The following is a 16,401-nucleotide window of genomic DNA, read 5'->3' on the forward strand; positions in this document are numbered from 1 at the left end:
GCCCCGCCCCCCCCCCCCCCCCCCCCCCCCGCCCCCCCCCCCCCCCCGCCCCCCGCCCCCCCCCCCCCCCCCCCCCCCCCGCCCCCCCCCCCCCCCCCCCCCCCCCCCCCCCGCTGCTCGCCGCGCTGCTCGTCGCCGGTTGTGGCGGCGGCTCCACCCCGTCGAGTACGCCGGAGGGCGCACGCGTGTTCACCAACCCGGTCGTCCGGACCGACGCTCCCGACCCGCAGGCGATCAAGGTCGGCGACACCTGGTACCTGTTCCACACCAACGCCGGTGGCCAGAACGTCCCGGTGCTCACCTCGCCCGACCTGGTCGAGTGGACCGCGGCCGGTGACGCGCTGCCCGAGCTGCCGGACTGGGCGGACGCCGGCAAGACGTGGGCGCCGGAGGCGATCCAGCCCGCCCCGGACCGGTTCGTCCTCTACTACACCGTCGCCGACCGCGCCTCCGGCCGGCAGTGCCTGGGCCGGGCGGTGGCCGGCACGCCGCTCGGGCCGTACCTGGACGACTCCGACAAGCCGCTGGTCTGCCAGCCGGAGCTGGGTGGCTCGATCGACGCCAGCCCGTTCCGGGACACCGACGGCAGTCTCTGGCTGCTGTGGAAGAACGACGGCAACGCGATCGGCGTGGACACCTGGCTCTGGTCGCAGCGCCTGACGCCGGACGGGCTGCGGCTGACCGGCCCGGCCACGAAGCTGCTGAAGCAGACCGAGCCGTGGGAGGGCACCCTGATCGAGGGGCCGTTCTTCCACCGGCACGACGGGAAGCTGTTCCTGTTCTTCGCCGCGAACGCCTACGACAGGGACGTCTACGCCGAGGGGTACGCGGTCTGCGAGAGCCCGACCGGCCCGTGCGTGAAGGCGCCGGAGAACCCGATCCTGAAGAGCAACGACGTGGCGACCGGGCCGGGGCACGCCTCGATCGTCGAGCAGGACGGCCGCACCTGGCTGCTCTACCACGCGTGGCCGCCGGGTCAGGAGGGCACCACCGACCCGGGCCGCCAGATCTGGCTGAACGAGCTGGTCTGGACCGACGGCAAGCCGTCGGTGCGCGGCCCGCTCCGCGAGGTGCAGCGGTAAGGCGGGGCCCCCGCTTAACTTTTTCGGTAGAGGCGGGGGCCCGCTTAACACCTGAGTGTTAAGCGGGGCCCCCGCCTTACAACTCCGCCCTCAGGGGGTGGGGGCGGGCTCGGGAGTGTCCTCCGCGTGCTCGCGGCGGGCCAGCCGGTTCTTGCGGTGCCCGTAGCCGAAGTAGATGATCCCGCCGAGCGCCATCCAGATCAGGAACCGCACCCAGGTCTCCACCGACAGGTTGAGGCTGAGGTAGAGGCAGGCCACCGCCGTGACGATCGGCAGCACCGGCGAGAACGGCACCTTGAACGGCCGCTCCAGGTCGGGGCGCCGCCTGCGCAGGATCGGCACCGCGATGGCGACCAGCATGAACGCGCAGAGCGCGCCGATGCTGACCAGGTCGGCCAGCGCGGAGAGCGGCAGGAAGCCGGCGAGCAGCGCCACCACCACCGTCATGATCGCGGCGATCCGGTACGGGGTGCCCCAGCGCGGGTGCACCTTGGCGATCGACGGCGGGATGAGCCCGTCGCGGGCGATGGCGAAGCCGATCCGGCCCATGGCCACCAGGTCGACCAGGATGACGCTGGTCAGGCCCGCGACGGCGGCGATGGAGACGAGCACCGCGGCCCAGCCGGCGCCGACCGCCCGGAACGCGGACGCGATCGGCGCGCCCTCGTCGATCTCGGTGTACTTCACCATGCCGACCACGACCAGCGAGACACCGATGTACAGCGCGGTGGAGATGACAAGCGTGCCGAGCAGACCGAGCGGCAGGTCGCGCTTGGGCTTGCGGGTCTCCTCACCCAGGTTCGCCACGGCCTCGAACCCGGTGTACGCGAAGAACACCACCGCGGCGGCGGTGAGCACCCCGACGAAGCCGAACACGGACGGCTCCAGCCCGAACAGGAGCTGCGTCACCGGCTGCTTGATGCCGTCGTCACCGGCGCCGGCCGGCTCGGCGGACGGGATGAACGGGGTGAGGTTGGCCGCCTTCACGAAGAACAGGCCGGCGATGATGACGAAGGCACAGATCGCCACCTTCACCAGCACCAGCACGTTGGTGACCCGGGCGGACTCGCGGATGCCGACGATGGCCACCACGCCGAGCAGCAGCACGATGCCGATCGCGCCGAGGTTGACGATGCTGCCCTCCTCGGCGAACCAGGCGCTGGGCAGGCCGAACAGGTCGGTGAGATAGCCGGACCAGCCCCGGGCCACCACCGCCGCGCCGAGTGAGAACTCCAGCAGCAGGTCCCAGCCGATGATCCAGGCGACGATCTCGCCCATGGTCGCGTACGCGTAGGTGTAGGCGCTGCCGGCGGTCGGCACGCTGGAGGCCAGCTCGGCGTAGCAGAGCGCGGCGAGCAGCGCGACCAGGCCGGCGATGCCGAAGGAGATCACCACGCCCGGACCCGCGCTGTTCTTCGCCTCCACGCCGGTCAGCGTGAAGATCCCGGTGCCGATCACGATCCCGATGCCGAAGCCCATCAGGTCGACGGGCCCGAGCCGGCGGCGCAGCCCCGGCTTGCCGTCTTCGCCGTCGGCGTCGCCCTGGGCGATGACGTCCTGGATCGGCTTGGTCCGCAGGACTGACATGGATCACCTCCCCAACGGTGCGACCACCGTGGTCGGCGGTCCGTGACCGGCCAAGCTACCCAGCGGTTCCGGTCCCCAATCCGGTACGGGAGGTGTCGGAATGGTCACGATGCGGCGGCGTGGGCCGGCTCACCCGTGGCCCGTTCCGGCAGGGCCGGCATCGATCCGGTCCAGGGTCTTGCGCCGGATCGGGATTGATGAAAGTTTCCTACTCGTGACGCACGTCGCACGGCGAATCTTGCCGACCGCGGCGGCGTCGCCCGTCCCCCCGGACCCGACGAAGGGACCGCACCGCATGAAGGCAACTCCGCTCAGAGCCGCCGCGCTGGCCGTGGCGCTGCTCGGCGCGCTGGTCGCCGGCACCCCGGCGCACGCCGCGCCGAACGAGACGACAACCACCGATTCCACCGACTGCGTCACGAACCCGGCCACCCCCAAGCGGCAGTTCCGGGCCATGTGGATCGCCTCCGTGACGAACATCGACTGGCCCAGCAAGGACTCCTGGACCGCGCCGGACCAGGTCGCCAAGCAGAAGGCCGAATACCTGGGCTGGCTCGACCTGGCCCAGAAGCTCAACCACAACGCCGTCGTGGTCCAGGTCCGTCCGACCGCCGACGCGTTCTGGCCGTCGCCGTACGAGCCGTGGTCGGAATACCTGACCGGGGTACGCGGCAAGAACCCGGGCTGGGACCCGCTGGCCTTCCTGGTCGCCGAGTCGCACAAGCGGAACCTGGAGTTCCACGCCTGGTTCAACCCGTACCGCGTCTCCATGCCGGCCCCCGGTGGGGCCGGCGCCGACCTGTCGCAGCTCGCCCCGGACAGCCCGGCCCGGGCGCACCCGGACTGGGTGTTCGCCTACCCGCCGGCCGGCGTCGCCGGCAGCCGGCTTTACTACAACCCCGGCATCCCGGCGGTCCGCGAGTTCGTCCAGACCGCGATGATGGACGCGGTCAACCGGTACGACATCGACGGCGTGCACTTCGACGACTACTTCTACCCGTACCCGAGCGGCACCTACCAGGTGCCCGACGACGCCACGTTCGCGCAGTACAACAGGGGCTTCACGGACAAGGCCGACTGGCGGCGGGACAACATCAACCTGCTGATGCAGGAGATGAGCGCCAAGATCAAGGCGGCCAAGCCGTGGGTGAAGTTCGGGGCCAGCCCGTTCGGGATCTGGCGCAACGCCTCGGCCGACCCGAACGGCTCGGACACCACCGGCTCGCAGTCGTACGACATCATCTCCGCCGACACCCGTAAGTGGATCAAGGAGGAGTGGATCGACTACGTGGTGCCGCAGCTCTACTGGTACATCGGCCAGTACCCGGCCGCCGACTACGCCCGGCTGGTGCCGTGGTGGGCCGAGCAGGTGCGCGGCACCAGGGTCCAGCTCTACATCGGCCAGGCCGACTACAAGAGCGGCGAGCCGGCGTACGGGTCGTTCTGGATGAACCCGCGCGAACTGTCCGACCACCTCACGCTCAACCGGTCGTACCCGGAGGTGCTCGGAAACGTGCACTTCTCCGCGGTGCAGGTCCGGGCCAACCGACTCGGCGCCACCGACATCTACGCGGCCGAGCACTACTCGCGCCCCGCGCTGGTGCCCACCATGACGCACCTGCCGCACAAGCCGCTGCTGTTCCCGGTGGTCACCCGGGCCCAGCGGGAGGCGGACGGGGTACGGCTGAGCTGGCGGCAGCCCGCCGACGGCAAGGGCCCGCTCGGCACCGCCACCTCGTACGCGATCTACCGGTTCGACGGCACCGGCCTGGCCGGGCGCTGCGACTTCGCCGACGCGTCCCACCTGGTCGGCACCGTCCGGGCCACCGACGGTGACGTGCAGTCCTGGGTGGACACCACGGCGGTCGACGGCAAGCGCTACACCTACCACGTGACCGCGCTGGACCGCCTGGCGAACGAGAGCCCGGCCAGCCCGCCGCGCTTCGTCCGCTGACCCGCCGCGAATGCCCCCGGACCGCCACCGCGACCCGGGGGCATTCGTCTGTTTGGGCGGATGTCAGCAAGCAGCCTTCCGAGCCATCCCCCGCCGTCACCGCATTGATCGACACTTCTCGAATTCCGGTTGATCCCGGAGCGCCCGTCCCGACGCCCATCCCGCGGAGGTCCCCGTGTCCCGTCGCCTCGCCACCACGCTCGCCACCGGCGTGATCGCCCTGCTCACCACGCTCGGCCTGGCCTCACCGGCCGTCGCCGCGGTCAGCACCCAGCAGAAGCTGTCGGTGCTGTCCAGCTGGACCCAGACCAGCGCTTCCAGCTACAACGCCTGGAACAGCGCCCGGCTCAACCGGGCCCCCTGGACCGAGTACGGCTTCGACTGGTCCACCGACTACTGCTCGTCCAGCCCGGACAACCCGCTCGGCTTCACGTTCAACCTCTCCTGCTACCGGCACGACTTCGGCTACCGCAACCACAAGGCCATGGGCATCTTCTCCGCCAACAAGTCCCGCCTGGACAGCGCGTTCTACGAGGACCTGAAGCGGGTCTGCGCCACCTACAACTCGGTGGTCCGGCCCGCCTGCTACAGCTTGGCCTGGACCTACTACCAGGCGGTCAGCGTGTTCGGCTCGGTCGCCGCCGTGCAGCAGGTCGACCTCGACCGCGCCGCGAAGATGAAGGCCGACGCGGAACGCCGCGCCGCCACCCGCAACTGACCCCACCCACCCCGCCCCACGCCCACCCACCCCGGGCGCCCCACCCCACGCCGCCCCACCCCACGCCGCCCCACCGCACGCCGCCCCACCGCACGCCGCCCCACCCACCCCGTCCCACCCACCCCCACCCCCGGGCGCGCACGCTTTCACGGAAAGAGTGGCCATCCGGGCCGCAATAGCCACTCTTTCCGTGAATCTGCAAACAAGGGGGGCGGGCGTGGGTGGGGGCGGGCGTGGGTGCGTGGGGAGGGTGGGGGTGGGGGTGGGGGGTCAGCCTGTGGTGCTGCGGGGTTCGGCGGCCGGGCGGGGGGTGGGTGGGCCGAACCAGAGCGAGTCGGCCGACAGATCCGGATGCTCGATGTGCAGCGCCAGCGCCGCCGCCTCGTCCAACCGCAGGCCCGCCCCCGCGCCGTACGCCGCGTCGAACGCCTCGTCGCCCAGAGTTCGGCGCAGCTCCGCCTGCCGGGCCAGCCAGTACGGCTCGTAGATGCCCGGGGTGGCGCGCAGGCTCGCCCGGGTGGCCTGGGCCGCGCCGAAGAGCCGGGCCGCGGCCACCGCGTCCCCGGCCAGCGCGCAGCGCACCGCGATCGCGTTCACCGTGTCGCAGGCCCGACCCAGGTAGCCGTGACTCATCCGGGACCGCAACGCCACCAGCAGGTGCTCGTGCGCCGCGACCAGATCACCCCGGGCCAGCGCCACCATGCCGAGCAGCATGTCCACCGAGCGGCGGCCCCGCTCCACCGGGCGGGTCGCCTCCACCGGGCGCGCCGCGCCGAGCACCTCGGCCGCCTCGTCCAACGCGCCCCGGCGCCAGAGCAACTCGGCGAGGTTGTAGACGGCGAGCAGCGCGTCGCCGACCACGTCCTGCGCGTAGGCCCAGTCGATCACCTCGCGGCAGATCCGCTCCGCCTCGGCGAACTGGCCCATGTCCACGAGCGGCGCGGCGCGGCCGGCCAGCACCCGCGCCAGCAGGCCCAGGTCACCGGCCTGCCGGGCGGCGGCCTCGGCCCGCTGCGAGTAGCGCAGCTCCTCGGCGAACTCCCCGTCCGCGCCGGCGTGCAGCGAGTGCATGTGGTACGCGGCGGCCAGCTCGGCCTCCGGGATGTCCTCGCCCGTCTCGGCGATCCGGCCGTAGAGCCGGAACAGCCAGAGTCGCCCCTCCCGGGCCAGGCCACGCTCCCGCCACCACTGGTCCAGCCCGCCGGCCAGGTGCAGCCCCGACCGGGCGCTGCCACCGGTGGCGCACCAGCGCAACGCGGCCCGCAGTTCCCCGGCCAGCGGGTCCAGCGCGTACAGGGAGAGCGTCACCGGCCGGCCGTCCGGACCCAGGTGCGCCCGGTCCAGCGCGTGCCGGCACCAGGCGACGTGCCGGTCCCGGGCGCTCTGCTCCTCACCGGTCTCGATCAGCCGGCGGGCCGCGTACGCCCGGATCGGGTCCAGCATCCGGTAGGTGCTGCCCGACGCGTGCGGCTCGGCCAGCACCATCGACTTGTCGACAAGCACCGACAGCGGGTCCAGCGGATCCTCGTCCAGCAGCCACTGCACGGTCGGCAGGTCCACCGGGCCGGCGAAGACCGCCATCCAGCGCAGCAGCCGGGACGAGCGCGCGCCCAGCGTCCGGTACGACCAGGTCACCGTGGCCTGGATGGTCAGGTGCCGCTCGCTGGCCGACCGTTGCACCGCCCGGGTCGCCGGCGTCGGCGGGGCCGCCCCGGTCGCGGCGGCCACCAGGTCCACGGTGTCCTGCTGGTTGCCGCTCCAACCGGCCTCGACCGGGGGCGGCTCCGCCGACTCGCGCCCGGCGTCCAGCGTGCCCAGCATGTCGTCGAGCCGCTCGGCCAACTGCCCGGCCGAGAGCACCCGCAGCCGCGCCGCGGCCAGCTCGATGGCGAGCGGCAACCCGTCCAGCCGGCGCACCACCCGGCGCAGGTCGGCCTGCTCGGTCTCCGCCGGCGGCCGGCCGCCCCGGGCCGCCGCGGTCCGGTCCAGCAGCAGGGCCACCGCGTCGCTCGCGCCGCCGTCGGGCACCTCGTCGACCGACAGCGGCGGGATCCGCCACACCACCTCACCGGGTACGCCGAACGATTCCCGGCTGGTCGCCAGCACCCGCACCCCCCGGCCACCGGCCAGCAGCCGGGAGATCACCTCGGCCGACGCGGCCGGCTGGGCGTCGCAGGTGTCCAGCACCACCAGCATCCGGCGAGGGGCGGCGTACTCGACCAGGGTGTCGACCATCGGCCGGCCCGGCTCCGGGCGGAGGCCGAGCACGGCGGCGATCTCGAACGCGACCAGACCCGGGTCGGTCACCGCGGCGATGTCGACGAACCAGACGCCGTCCGGGTAGTCCTCGACGATTCCGGAGGCCAGCTCCACGGCCAGCCGGGTCTTGCCCGCGCCGCCCGCGCCGAGCACGGTCACCAGCCGGTACGCCTCGACCAGCCGCCCCAGCTCGGCCCGCTCGAAGTGCCGGCCGACGAACGAGGTGACCTGGGTGGGCAGGTTGTGCGCCGCCGCGTCGGCGGTACGCGGACGCGGGAACCGCCGCTCCAGACCGGGCGCGACGAGCTGGAACAGCCGTTCCCGGTCGTCGAACCCGCGCAGCCGGTGCAGGCCGAGATCCAGCAGCGACGCGCCGTCCGGCAGCGGATCCGCGTGCCGGGCGGTGGCCGCCGAGCAGAGCACCTGACCGCCGTGCGCGGCGGCGGCCACCCGGGCCGCCCGATGCACCTCCGGACTGGCGTACTCGCCGTCGCGGGGTTCGGCGTAGCCGGTGTGCAGGCCCATCCGGACCCGGGGTACGGCGTCGGCGTTGGGCCAGTCGTGGCTGGCGAGCGCGCGTTGCGCGGTCAGGCAGGCGCGTACGGCGGCGGCCGCGTCCGGGAAGGCGAGGAAGAACGAGTCGCCCTCGGTCAGCAGCTCCGACCCGTCCGTGCCGGCGAGCGTGTCGCGCAGCAGCCGGCGATGCTCCCGCAGCACCGGACGGTAGACCGGGCCGAGCATCCGGGCCATCCGGGTCGAGCCTTCGATGTCGGTGAAGACGAAGGTCACCCACCCGCTGGGGAGGTGGATCGGTGGCGACATGCGTCGAACCTCCCCCCGCTGACGTCGGGTTCATGCTGCCCTATGACCGCGCCGTCACGCATCGTGAGAACGGGTAGGCGGATTCCGACCAAAAGTTCCCACCGGCGAAGAACGCCCGACGGGGATCAGCAGCCGCAGGCGCCGCCGCAGCAGCCCCCGCCGGCGGAAGCGGGTGCCCCGCCGGCCGGGCCGGAGCCACCCCGGCCGGTGAAGGCCACGGTGGAGAGCAGCTTCACCGTGTCGGCGTGGCCCTGCGGGCAGGCGGCGGGCCGGGCGGCCTCGGCCATCGGGCGGTTGACCTCGAAGGTGTCACCGCAGGCGCGGCAACGGAATTCGTACCGGGGCATGCGTACAGCGTACGGCCGGGCCTGACGTCGTCGCACGGATGGGTGATACTCAACGGGTGGTGGACGGCGAACGGCGAGCGACGGCCCGGCCCCTGCGACCCGCCGCGCCGCCTGACGGCGGCGCCGGGCGGGTTCCCGGCCCACGGCGCGGCGAGCCCGCCCCACCTGCGAAGCCGGCTCCGCCCGCGGATTCCACCGGGAAGCCCGGCGGGGCGGCGGAGGCGACGCCCCCACCCGACGCGACACCCACCCCCGAGGTGACGCCCGCCCCCGACGCGACGCCCGCCCCCGACGCGACGCCCGCCCCCGAGGTGACGCCAGACCTCGACGTGACGCCCACGACCGGGGCGAACTCCGCGACCGGGGCGAACTCCGGGTCCGAGGCGGCGGCCTCCGCGTCCGAGGCGAACTCCGAGTCCGAGGCGACGGCCGCGGCGGGGGCGACGTCGGATCCGGGCGCCGCGCCGGTCATCGGGGCCGCGTCCACAGCGGAGCCCGGAGTGCCGGCGGCCGGCGGCCGGCGACGGCGGATTCCGTTCGCGCACGCCGGCCCGGTCCGGCCGGGACAGCTCGCCGCGGGCGCGGTCCGCGCCACCCGCGACTGGTCACGCCGGCCCAGCGGGCGCACCGCGTTGCCCGCGCTGTTCCTGCTCGTCCTGGTCGGGGCCGCCGTCGCGGCCGGCGCGGTGCTCGTGCCGGCGGCCGTCCGCAAGCCCGAGCCGGTCGCGGTCGAGGCCACCAGCGCTCCCCCGGTCTACGACGTGCCGCAGACCGGCGCCGTGCCGGGGCTGACCGGGACGCCGCCCACCGGCCCGACCGGCCTGCCCGGCACCGTCGGGCCGACCGGCACGCCGCTGCCGGGCGGGCCGACCGCCAACCCGGTCCTGCCCGGCGGTCGCCCGGCCGACGCGCTGGCCGGTTGGGCGCAGCGGGTCGGCCGCGCCACCGACATCCCGACCGTGGCGCTCCAGGCGTACGGCTACGCCGAGCTGGTGTTGGCGCAGACCCACCGCAGTTGCCAACTGAGCTGGACCACGCTCGCCGCGATCGGCTTCGTGGAATCCGGGCACGGCTCGGCCAACCAGGCCAGGCTGGGCGCGAACGGGGTGGCCGTGCCGGAGATCCTCGGCGCGCGGCTCGACGGGCAGGGCGGCCGTTCCCGGATCCTCGACACCGACCAGGGCCTGCTCGACGGTGACAAGGAGTTCGACCGGGCGCTCGGCCCGATGCAGTTCATTCCCAGCACCTGGCAGGAGATCGGCGCGGACGCCGACAACGACGGGGTGAAGAACCCGCACGACATCGACGACGCGGCGCTCGCCGCCGGCGAGTACCTGTGCAAGGGCGGTCGGAACATGACCATTCCCGGCGACTGGTGGGGCGCCATCCTCTCCTACAACGACGTTCGCCGGTACGCGCAGGACGTGTTCACCAAGGCCGACGAGTACGGGCGGCGCAGCGGCACGTGACGTGACGGCGCGCGTACATTCGCGGACTCAACCCTTCCGTCTAGCTGCGGTTGACGGCAAGCTGTACGGGTGATGGTGCGCGAGTGGGACCCTCGGACCGCGTCGTCCGCCGAGATCGCGTCGCTGCTGGACACGCTGAACGCGGTCCTGGCGGCTGATCTGCCCCAGGATCCGCCCTGGCAGGCGAACTCCCTGCGGGAGTACCTCTCCGAGGTGATGCCCGGCGAGCGACGGATCTCCTGGGTCGCCCAGGACGACCCGGCGCCGGACGGCACGCCCGGTGCGATCGTCGGGCACGTGCACGTGCTGCTGCTCGGCGGCATCGGCGTGCTGGAGGTGCTGGTGCATCCGAAGCTGCGCCGCACCGGAATCGGCCGTGAGCTGGTGCGGGTGGCCGCCCGCCGGGTCTGGGACGAGGGCTTCCAGTCGATCGGCGTGGAGGTGGTCGGCGGCACCCCGGCCGTCGCGTTCTACGAGGCGCTCGGTTTCACCCGGGAGTACGTCGAGACCCGCAGCGTGCTCGACCTGGGCGCGGTGGACTGGCCGGCGCTGACCGAGATGGCCGCCGAGGTGGGCGCGGGCTACCACGTCGAGTTCTGCCCCGGCGGGCCGCCGGACGAGCTGATCGAGCCGTACGCGCGGGCCAAGGCCGAGGTGCGCGACGCCGACGACGGCGAGCTGCGCCCCAGCTCCTACGATCCGGAGCGGCTCCGCGACAGCCTCGCCACGCTGCACCGGCGGGGCATGAAGCCGTACATCGTGCTGGCACTGCACGAACAGACCGGAGAGGTGGCCGGGCTGACCGAGGTGGTGGTGCCGGCGCAGCACCCGACCCGGGCCGACCAGTACGACACCATCGTGGTCCGGGACCACCGCGGCTACGGCATCGACCGGGCCATCAAGGCGCGGATGCTGCTGGAGCTGCGTTCGGCCGAGCCCGAGCTGACCGAGGTGCAGACCTGGAACGCGCAGGCCAACGAGTCGATGCTGAAGGTCAACGCGGAGCTGGGCTACCAACCCGACCGCGACTGGTGCGAGTACGGCGTGGACGTCGCCGAGCTGGTGCACCGGCTGGACCCCCACCGCTGACGCCTGTTCACCAAACGGCTGCCCGGGGGATGGACGCCGGCCCGCCGCGACCCTTAACGTGCGTTAGTTCCCGCCCACCCATCGTGGAGGCTCCATGCGCCCGCGCCGCACCTTAGCCGCGCTCGCGACCACCGCGGCCGTGTCCGTCACGGCCATCGGGATCGCACCCCCCGCGGCCAGCGCCGCGCCCACCGACCTGTTCATCTCCGAATACGTCGAGGGGTCGTCCAACAACAAGGCCGTCGAGCTGTTCAACGGCACCGGCGCGCCGGTCGACCTGACCGCCGGCGGCTACCAGCTCCAGCTCTTCTTCAACGGCGCCAGCACCTCGACGAACGTGGCCCTGACCGGCACCGTCGCCGCCGGGGACGTGTTCGTTTTCGCCGCCGCGTCGGCCGCGCCGGCGATCCTCGCCCAGGCCGACCAGACGTACGGCGGCGCGCTGTTCAACGGCGACGACGCGATCGTGCTGCGCAGGGGCGAGACGGTGGTCGACTCCATCGGCCAGGTGGGCGTGGACCCGGGCACCGAGTGGGGCAGCGGGCTCACCAGCACCGCCGACAACACGCTGCGCCGGCTGCCCTCGGTGAGCGCCGGCGACACCGACCCGGGCGACCCGTTCGACCCGGCAGTCCAGTGGGCCGGCTACGCCACCGACACGTTCGACGGGCTGGGCAGCCACACCGTCGACGGCGGCGGCCCGGTCGACCGGCCGGCGACGCTGACCTGCGGCGGCGCGCTGACTCTGGAGGCGGGCGCCACCGCCACCCGCGAGGTGACCGCGACCGACGTCGACGACACGATCACCGACCTGGCGGTCACCTCGGTCGTGCCGTCGCCGGCGAGCGGCTCGATCAGCCGTACCGCGTTCTCGCCGGCGACCGCGACCGGCGGCACCGCCACCGCCACGCTGACCGCGACCGGCCTGCCGGCCGGCGCCTACACGGTCACCGTGACCTCGACGGACGCCGAGGGCGGCACCGCCACCTGCACGCTCGCCGTGCAGGCGACAAGCGTGCTGTCGGTGGGTGAGGTGCAGGGTCCCACCGCCGACGACGAGAGCGGTCGCACCGACCGGTCGCCGTTCGCGCCGGCCACCGGCAACGGCACCAGCACCACGCTGTACGACGTGCGCGGCGTGATCACCGGCAAGTCGCTGACCCGCACCTCGGCCGGGGCCGACCAGTGGGGCTTCTACCTCCAGAGCCGGCTCGGCAGCGAGGACGGCGACCCGCTCACCTCGGACGGCATCTTCGTCTTCATGGGCTCGTTCACCACGCTGATCGGCGGCTACGCCCCGACGGTCGGTGACGAGGTGGTGCTGCGCGGCCGGGTCTCCGAATACTTCAACCAGACCCAGCTCTCCGGCGCCTCGCTGGTCCGCAAGCTCGACTCCGGGCTCGACGTGGACACCGCGGTCCGGGTGGTCGACGCGGTCCCGCCGGCCGAGGCCGACGCCGCCGACCTGTTCTGGGAGCGGCACGAGGGCGAGCGGGTGCGGGTTCGCGCCGGCAGCGGCGTCTCCGCGCCCCGGCACATCTACTCCTCCACCGCGGACTCCGAGATCTACGTGCTGGACCGCGAGGACCCGATCATGAAGCGGTCCGACCCGTACGCCCGCCGGGTGTTCCGGGACGCGCACCCGCTCGACGACATCCCGGGCACGCTCTTCGACAACGGCAACAACCAGCGCGTCCTGCTGGGCGCCGGTGGGGTGAAGGCGACCGCCGGGGACTCCGGCGCGCTGCTGCCCGAGGCGCGCACGTTCGACACCCTGACCGAGGACGCCTTCGGCTCCGTCTCGTACGCGTTCAGCAAGTACAGCGTGCAGCCCGAGCAGCTCACGCTGACCGGCGGCGCGGACCCGGCGGAGAACAACCCGCCGCGGCCGGCGGACCGCAACAGCGAGGTCGCGGTCGCCACCTACAACGTGGAGAACCTGTACGACTACCGGGACGACCCGTTCGACGGCTGCGACTTCGCCGGCAACAGCGGATGCCCCGGGGTCAGCCCGCCGTTCGACTACGTGCCGGCCAGCCCCGAGGCGTACGCCGCCAAGCTGGCCACGCAGGCCCGCCAGATCGTCAACTCGCTGCACAGCCCGGACCTGATCCTGGTGCAGGAGGCCGAGGACCAGGACATCTGCTCGGTGGTCGACGGCAGCCTGGCCTGCGGCGACACCAACAACGCCGACGGCGCGCCGGACACCGTGCAGGAGTTGGCGCTGGCCGTGGCGGCAGCGGGCGGCCCGGCCTACGCCGCCGCGTACGACCGGACCGGTGCGGACGCCCGGGGCATCGCCTCGGCGTTCCTCTACCGCACGGATCGGCTGACGCTGGCCCAGGCGACCGCCACCGACCCGCTGCTGGGTTCCGCGCCGACCGTGCAGTACCGCTCGGCGGCGCTGCCGTCCAACGCGGACGTGCAGAACCCGAAGGCGTTCAACGCGGTGCTGCCGGACGACGTGGACCGGTCGACCGGGGTGGACGGCAGCAATGTCTACACTCGCGCGGCGCAGCTCGCCCGGTTCACCGTGCGGGCCGCGCCCGGCTCGGGCGAGCACTTCACGCTCTGGGCGGTCGCCAACCACTTCTCGTCCGGGCCGGACAGCCGGGTCGGGCAGCGTCGCGAGCAGGCCGCGTACGGGGCCGCGCTGGTGCGGGCCGTCGAGGCGACCGACCCGGACGCCCGGGTGGTCTACGGCGGTGACCTGAACGTCTTCCCGCGCCCGGACGACCCGATCGCGACCGGGCAGAACCCGACCCCGTCGGACCAGCTCGCCCCGCTCTACCAGGCCGGCCTGCACAACCTCTGGGACGACCTGGTCGCGGACGCCCCGGCGGCGGCGTACTCGTACACGTTCAGCGGGCAGGCGCAGACGCTCGACAACATGTTCGTCAACGACCCGATGCACGACGACCTGGTGCAGGTGCGGACGGCGCACATCAACGCCGACTACCCCACCGAGGCGGCGGACCTGGGCGACCGGGGCGCCAGCGACCACGACCCGACGGTGGCCCGGTTCCGCTCCCGCGCCGCGCTGCGGGTGGCCGACACGTCGGTGACGGAGGGCGACAAGGGCACCACGACGATGACGTTCACCGTCACCGTGTCCCGTCCGCTCTCCGAGCCGGCGCTGCTCTGCGCGGCCACCTACGGCACCACGGCCCAGGCCGGCGCGGACTACGACCCGTACGTCGGCTGCCGGGTGCTGGCCGCCGGCCGCACCTCGCTCGCTTTCCCGGTCACCGTGCGCGGCGACCGCAAGCGCGAGGCGGATGAGCAGCTCACGCTGTACGTGGCCGGCGTGCCGGGGCTCCGGCTCACCGACCCGTCCGGCGTCGGGACCATCCTGAACGACGACTGAGCGGTGTTCCGCGCGGCGGCCCGTCATCCGGCTCTCCAGCCGGGCGGCGGGCCGCCGCGGTGTCCGCGCCGCTGCGGGTCGGGCGGGGGCGGCACGTTCCGGTACTTGGCCACCCGCACCTCCCACTGACTACGGCGTCGCAACGCGTCCCGGACGGCGCGGTCCCGGTAGAACGTCTCCGGGGGCCGAGCCAGCCCGTACCGGTCGGCCCACCACTCCCCCGGCTCCGGGTCGGTGACCACGTCCAGGTGGGACGGGTAACGCCGCTCGGCACCGTCGCGCAGGTCGGCCCGGTCCCGCATCGGCTTGAGCACCGTGCCGGCCTCGTCGACGACGACCAGCCGGAAGCCGGCAACGCCGAGAACGCGCGACAACATGGCGAGGCTGGGCACGAGCGTGCCGGCCTCGATCCGCCCGACGGTGGTCGGGTGCACGCGGGCGAACCGGGCCAGCTCACGCTGGCTGGCGTCGGCACGACGGCGAACCGCGCGGACGATTCCCGCCGCCGGGAACGGAACGTCGAACGGCTCGGTGAGCAGCGCCGGCGGGCCTTCCTCGGACCCACGGCCGGACTCCGGTCCGTGCCCTACCTCCGGCGCGTGCCCTACCTCCGGCGCGTGGTCTTTCTCCGGCGCGTGGCCTTCCTCCGGCGCGTGGCCTTCCTCCGGCACGGGGCCTTCCTCCGGCACGTGGCCTTCGACGGGCACCGTGGCTGCTTCCTCTGCGCCGGGCATGGTGGCCATCTCGCGTGAGCCGTCGCCGGTTTCTGTCACCCCGCCACGCTCGCGCCTCCTCGGGATCCGGGCAACCCCCGCCCTTCCCGCTGTGGAAAACCCGCCGGCCGGCGTTGACAGTCGCTTCGCAACCTCGATGAGTTGCGCACCCGGGCGACACAGAGAGTAAACATAACGGTGAGTTACGGCGAACGCTTGAGTCAACAAGCTCCTGGAGCGGTTAAGCGCTCAAAGCGGACGAAAGACCGGAACTACCGCCGGTCTAGGGTATGGCTGCCGTTCCCTTTGCTCTGCAGCCATGAAGGCAACAGTCACAGAAGGTGGCCGATGCCTCATTGGCTGCAGAGCAAAGGCGACGCAAGGAAATGGCACACGACGGCGATGAATTTACGCTGCGTAATCGAGGAGTTCTGGAACATCCCTCGGAAACAGCGAGCGGAGTGGACACCGCCTCCGGCATGGGCCAGCACGCGGGCGGCCGGGCACCCAAGCGGGGTCGAGCGCGAGGCACGGGGGGCACGGGGGCACGGGGGCACGGGGGCACGGGAGGCGAGGGCGGGGGCGCGGGGGCGGGACGGGAGGGTGGGACGGGAGGGCGAGACGGGAGGGGGAGGCAGCAGCTCACAGGTCACAGAGTCGGCGGCCGGAGCGGATGTCATCGAGCGCGGCGTGCAGCTCGGTGATGCGCCGCTCGGCCTCGGCGGTGAGCCCGTCGTGCAGCCGTTGCCAGTCGGCGAGGTCCGGCTCGGGTGGTAGCGCCGCGAGCAGGTCCCGGATCTCACCGACGCTGAGGCCGATCCGCTGCGCCACCCGGGCCACCCGCACCCGGCACGCCGCATCGGGACCGAACCGGCGCTGGTTACCGCTGGTCCGGCTGGCCGTGATCAGGCCCTGCCGCTCGTAGAAGCGGATCGCGGAGCCGCTGGCCCCGGCCTCCCGCGCCACCTCGCCCACCGTCAGCCTGCTCACGGCA

The 16,401-nt window shown here is 73.3% G+C and carries 11 protein-coding genes; 6 read left to right on the forward strand and 5 right to left on the reverse strand.

Features of this window, described 5'->3' with window-relative positions; all coding sequences use genetic code 11:
• Positions 1-185 precede the first annotated feature (185 nt).
• The gene (locus tag ACIA6B_RS31460) at positions 186-1,082 is read left to right on the forward strand and encodes a glycoside hydrolase family 43 protein (protein ID WP_396778962.1); all 897 of its coding nucleotides are present in this window, start codon (positions 186-188) and stop codon (positions 1,080-1,082) included.
• Positions 1,083-1,172: 90 nt separating this feature from the next.
• Here ACIA6B_RS31460 and ACIA6B_RS31465 read toward each other — a convergent pair whose 3' ends face one another.
• Positions 1,173-2,669 (reverse strand): APC family permease, encoded by a 1,497-nt coding sequence (locus ACIA6B_RS31465; RefSeq protein ID WP_396778964.1) that lies wholly within the window; start codon positions 2,667-2,669, stop codon positions 1,173-1,175.
• Positions 2,670-2,964: 295 nt separating this feature from the next.
• Between ACIA6B_RS31465 and ACIA6B_RS31470 the strand changes: the two genes are divergently transcribed.
• Positions 2,965-4,623: a glycoside hydrolase family 10 protein gene (locus ACIA6B_RS31470; protein WP_396778966.1), complete on the forward strand. Its 1,659-nt coding sequence runs from the start codon at positions 2,965-2,967 to the stop codon at positions 4,621-4,623.
• Positions 4,624-4,798: 175 nt separating this feature from the next.
• Positions 4,799-5,341 (forward strand): phospholipase, encoded by a 543-nt coding sequence (locus ACIA6B_RS31475; protein ID WP_396778968.1) that lies wholly within the window; start codon positions 4,799-4,801, stop codon positions 5,339-5,341.
• A gap of 270 nt (positions 5,342-5,611) precedes the next feature.
• Here the strand turns inward: ACIA6B_RS31475 and ACIA6B_RS31480 are convergent, their stop codons facing one another.
• Both ACIA6B_RS31480 and ACIA6B_RS31485 read right to left on the reverse strand, forming a co-directional pair.
• Positions 5,612-8,422 (reverse strand): ATP-binding protein, encoded by a 2,811-nt coding sequence (locus ACIA6B_RS31480; protein ID WP_396778970.1) that lies wholly within the window; start codon positions 8,420-8,422, stop codon positions 5,612-5,614.
• Positions 8,423-8,547: 125 nt separating this feature from the next.
• Positions 8,548-8,769 carry a zinc ribbon domain-containing protein gene (locus ACIA6B_RS31485; protein ID WP_396778972.1) on the reverse strand — a complete coding sequence of 74 codons (222 nt, stop codon included), beginning with the start codon at positions 8,767-8,769 and terminating at the stop codon, positions 8,548-8,550.
• 56 nt (positions 8,770-8,825) lie between these two features.
• Between ACIA6B_RS31485 and ACIA6B_RS31490 the strand changes: the two genes are divergently transcribed.
• The 3 genes from ACIA6B_RS31490 (at position 8,826) to ACIA6B_RS31500 (ending at position 14,694) form a co-directional block, all read left to right on the forward strand.
• Positions 8,826-10,238: a lytic murein transglycosylase gene (locus ACIA6B_RS31490; protein WP_396779030.1), complete on the forward strand. Its 1,413-nt coding sequence runs from the start codon at positions 8,826-8,828 to the stop codon at positions 10,236-10,238.
• Between the two features lie 72 nt (positions 10,239-10,310).
• Positions 10,311-11,327, forward strand: a complete 1,017-nt coding sequence (locus ACIA6B_RS31495; RefSeq protein ID WP_396779032.1) for a GNAT family N-acetyltransferase — start codon at positions 10,311-10,313, stop codon at positions 11,325-11,327.
• Between the two features lie 94 nt (positions 11,328-11,421).
• Complete coding sequence (locus ACIA6B_RS31500) at positions 11,422-14,694, forward strand: lamin tail domain-containing protein (RefSeq protein WP_396778974.1); 3,273 nt, start codon at positions 11,422-11,424, stop codon at positions 14,692-14,694.
• 23 nt (positions 14,695-14,717) lie between these two features.
• Here the strand turns inward: ACIA6B_RS31500 and ACIA6B_RS31505 are convergent, their stop codons facing one another.
• Positions 14,718-15,365 (reverse strand): multiprotein-bridging factor 1 family protein, encoded by a 648-nt coding sequence (locus ACIA6B_RS31505; protein ID WP_396778976.1) that lies wholly within the window; start codon positions 15,363-15,365, stop codon positions 14,718-14,720.
• Positions 15,366-16,049: 684 nt separating this feature from the next.
• Complete coding sequence (locus ACIA6B_RS31510) at positions 16,050-16,397, reverse strand: MerR family transcriptional regulator (protein ID WP_396778978.1); 348 nt, start codon at positions 16,395-16,397, stop codon at positions 16,050-16,052.
• Positions 16,398-16,401 lie beyond the last annotated feature (4 nt).

It is taken from the genome of Micromonospora sp. NPDC051141 (assembly GCF_044455765.1).
GTDB lineage: Bacteria > Actinomycetota > Actinomycetes > Mycobacteriales > Micromonosporaceae > Micromonospora.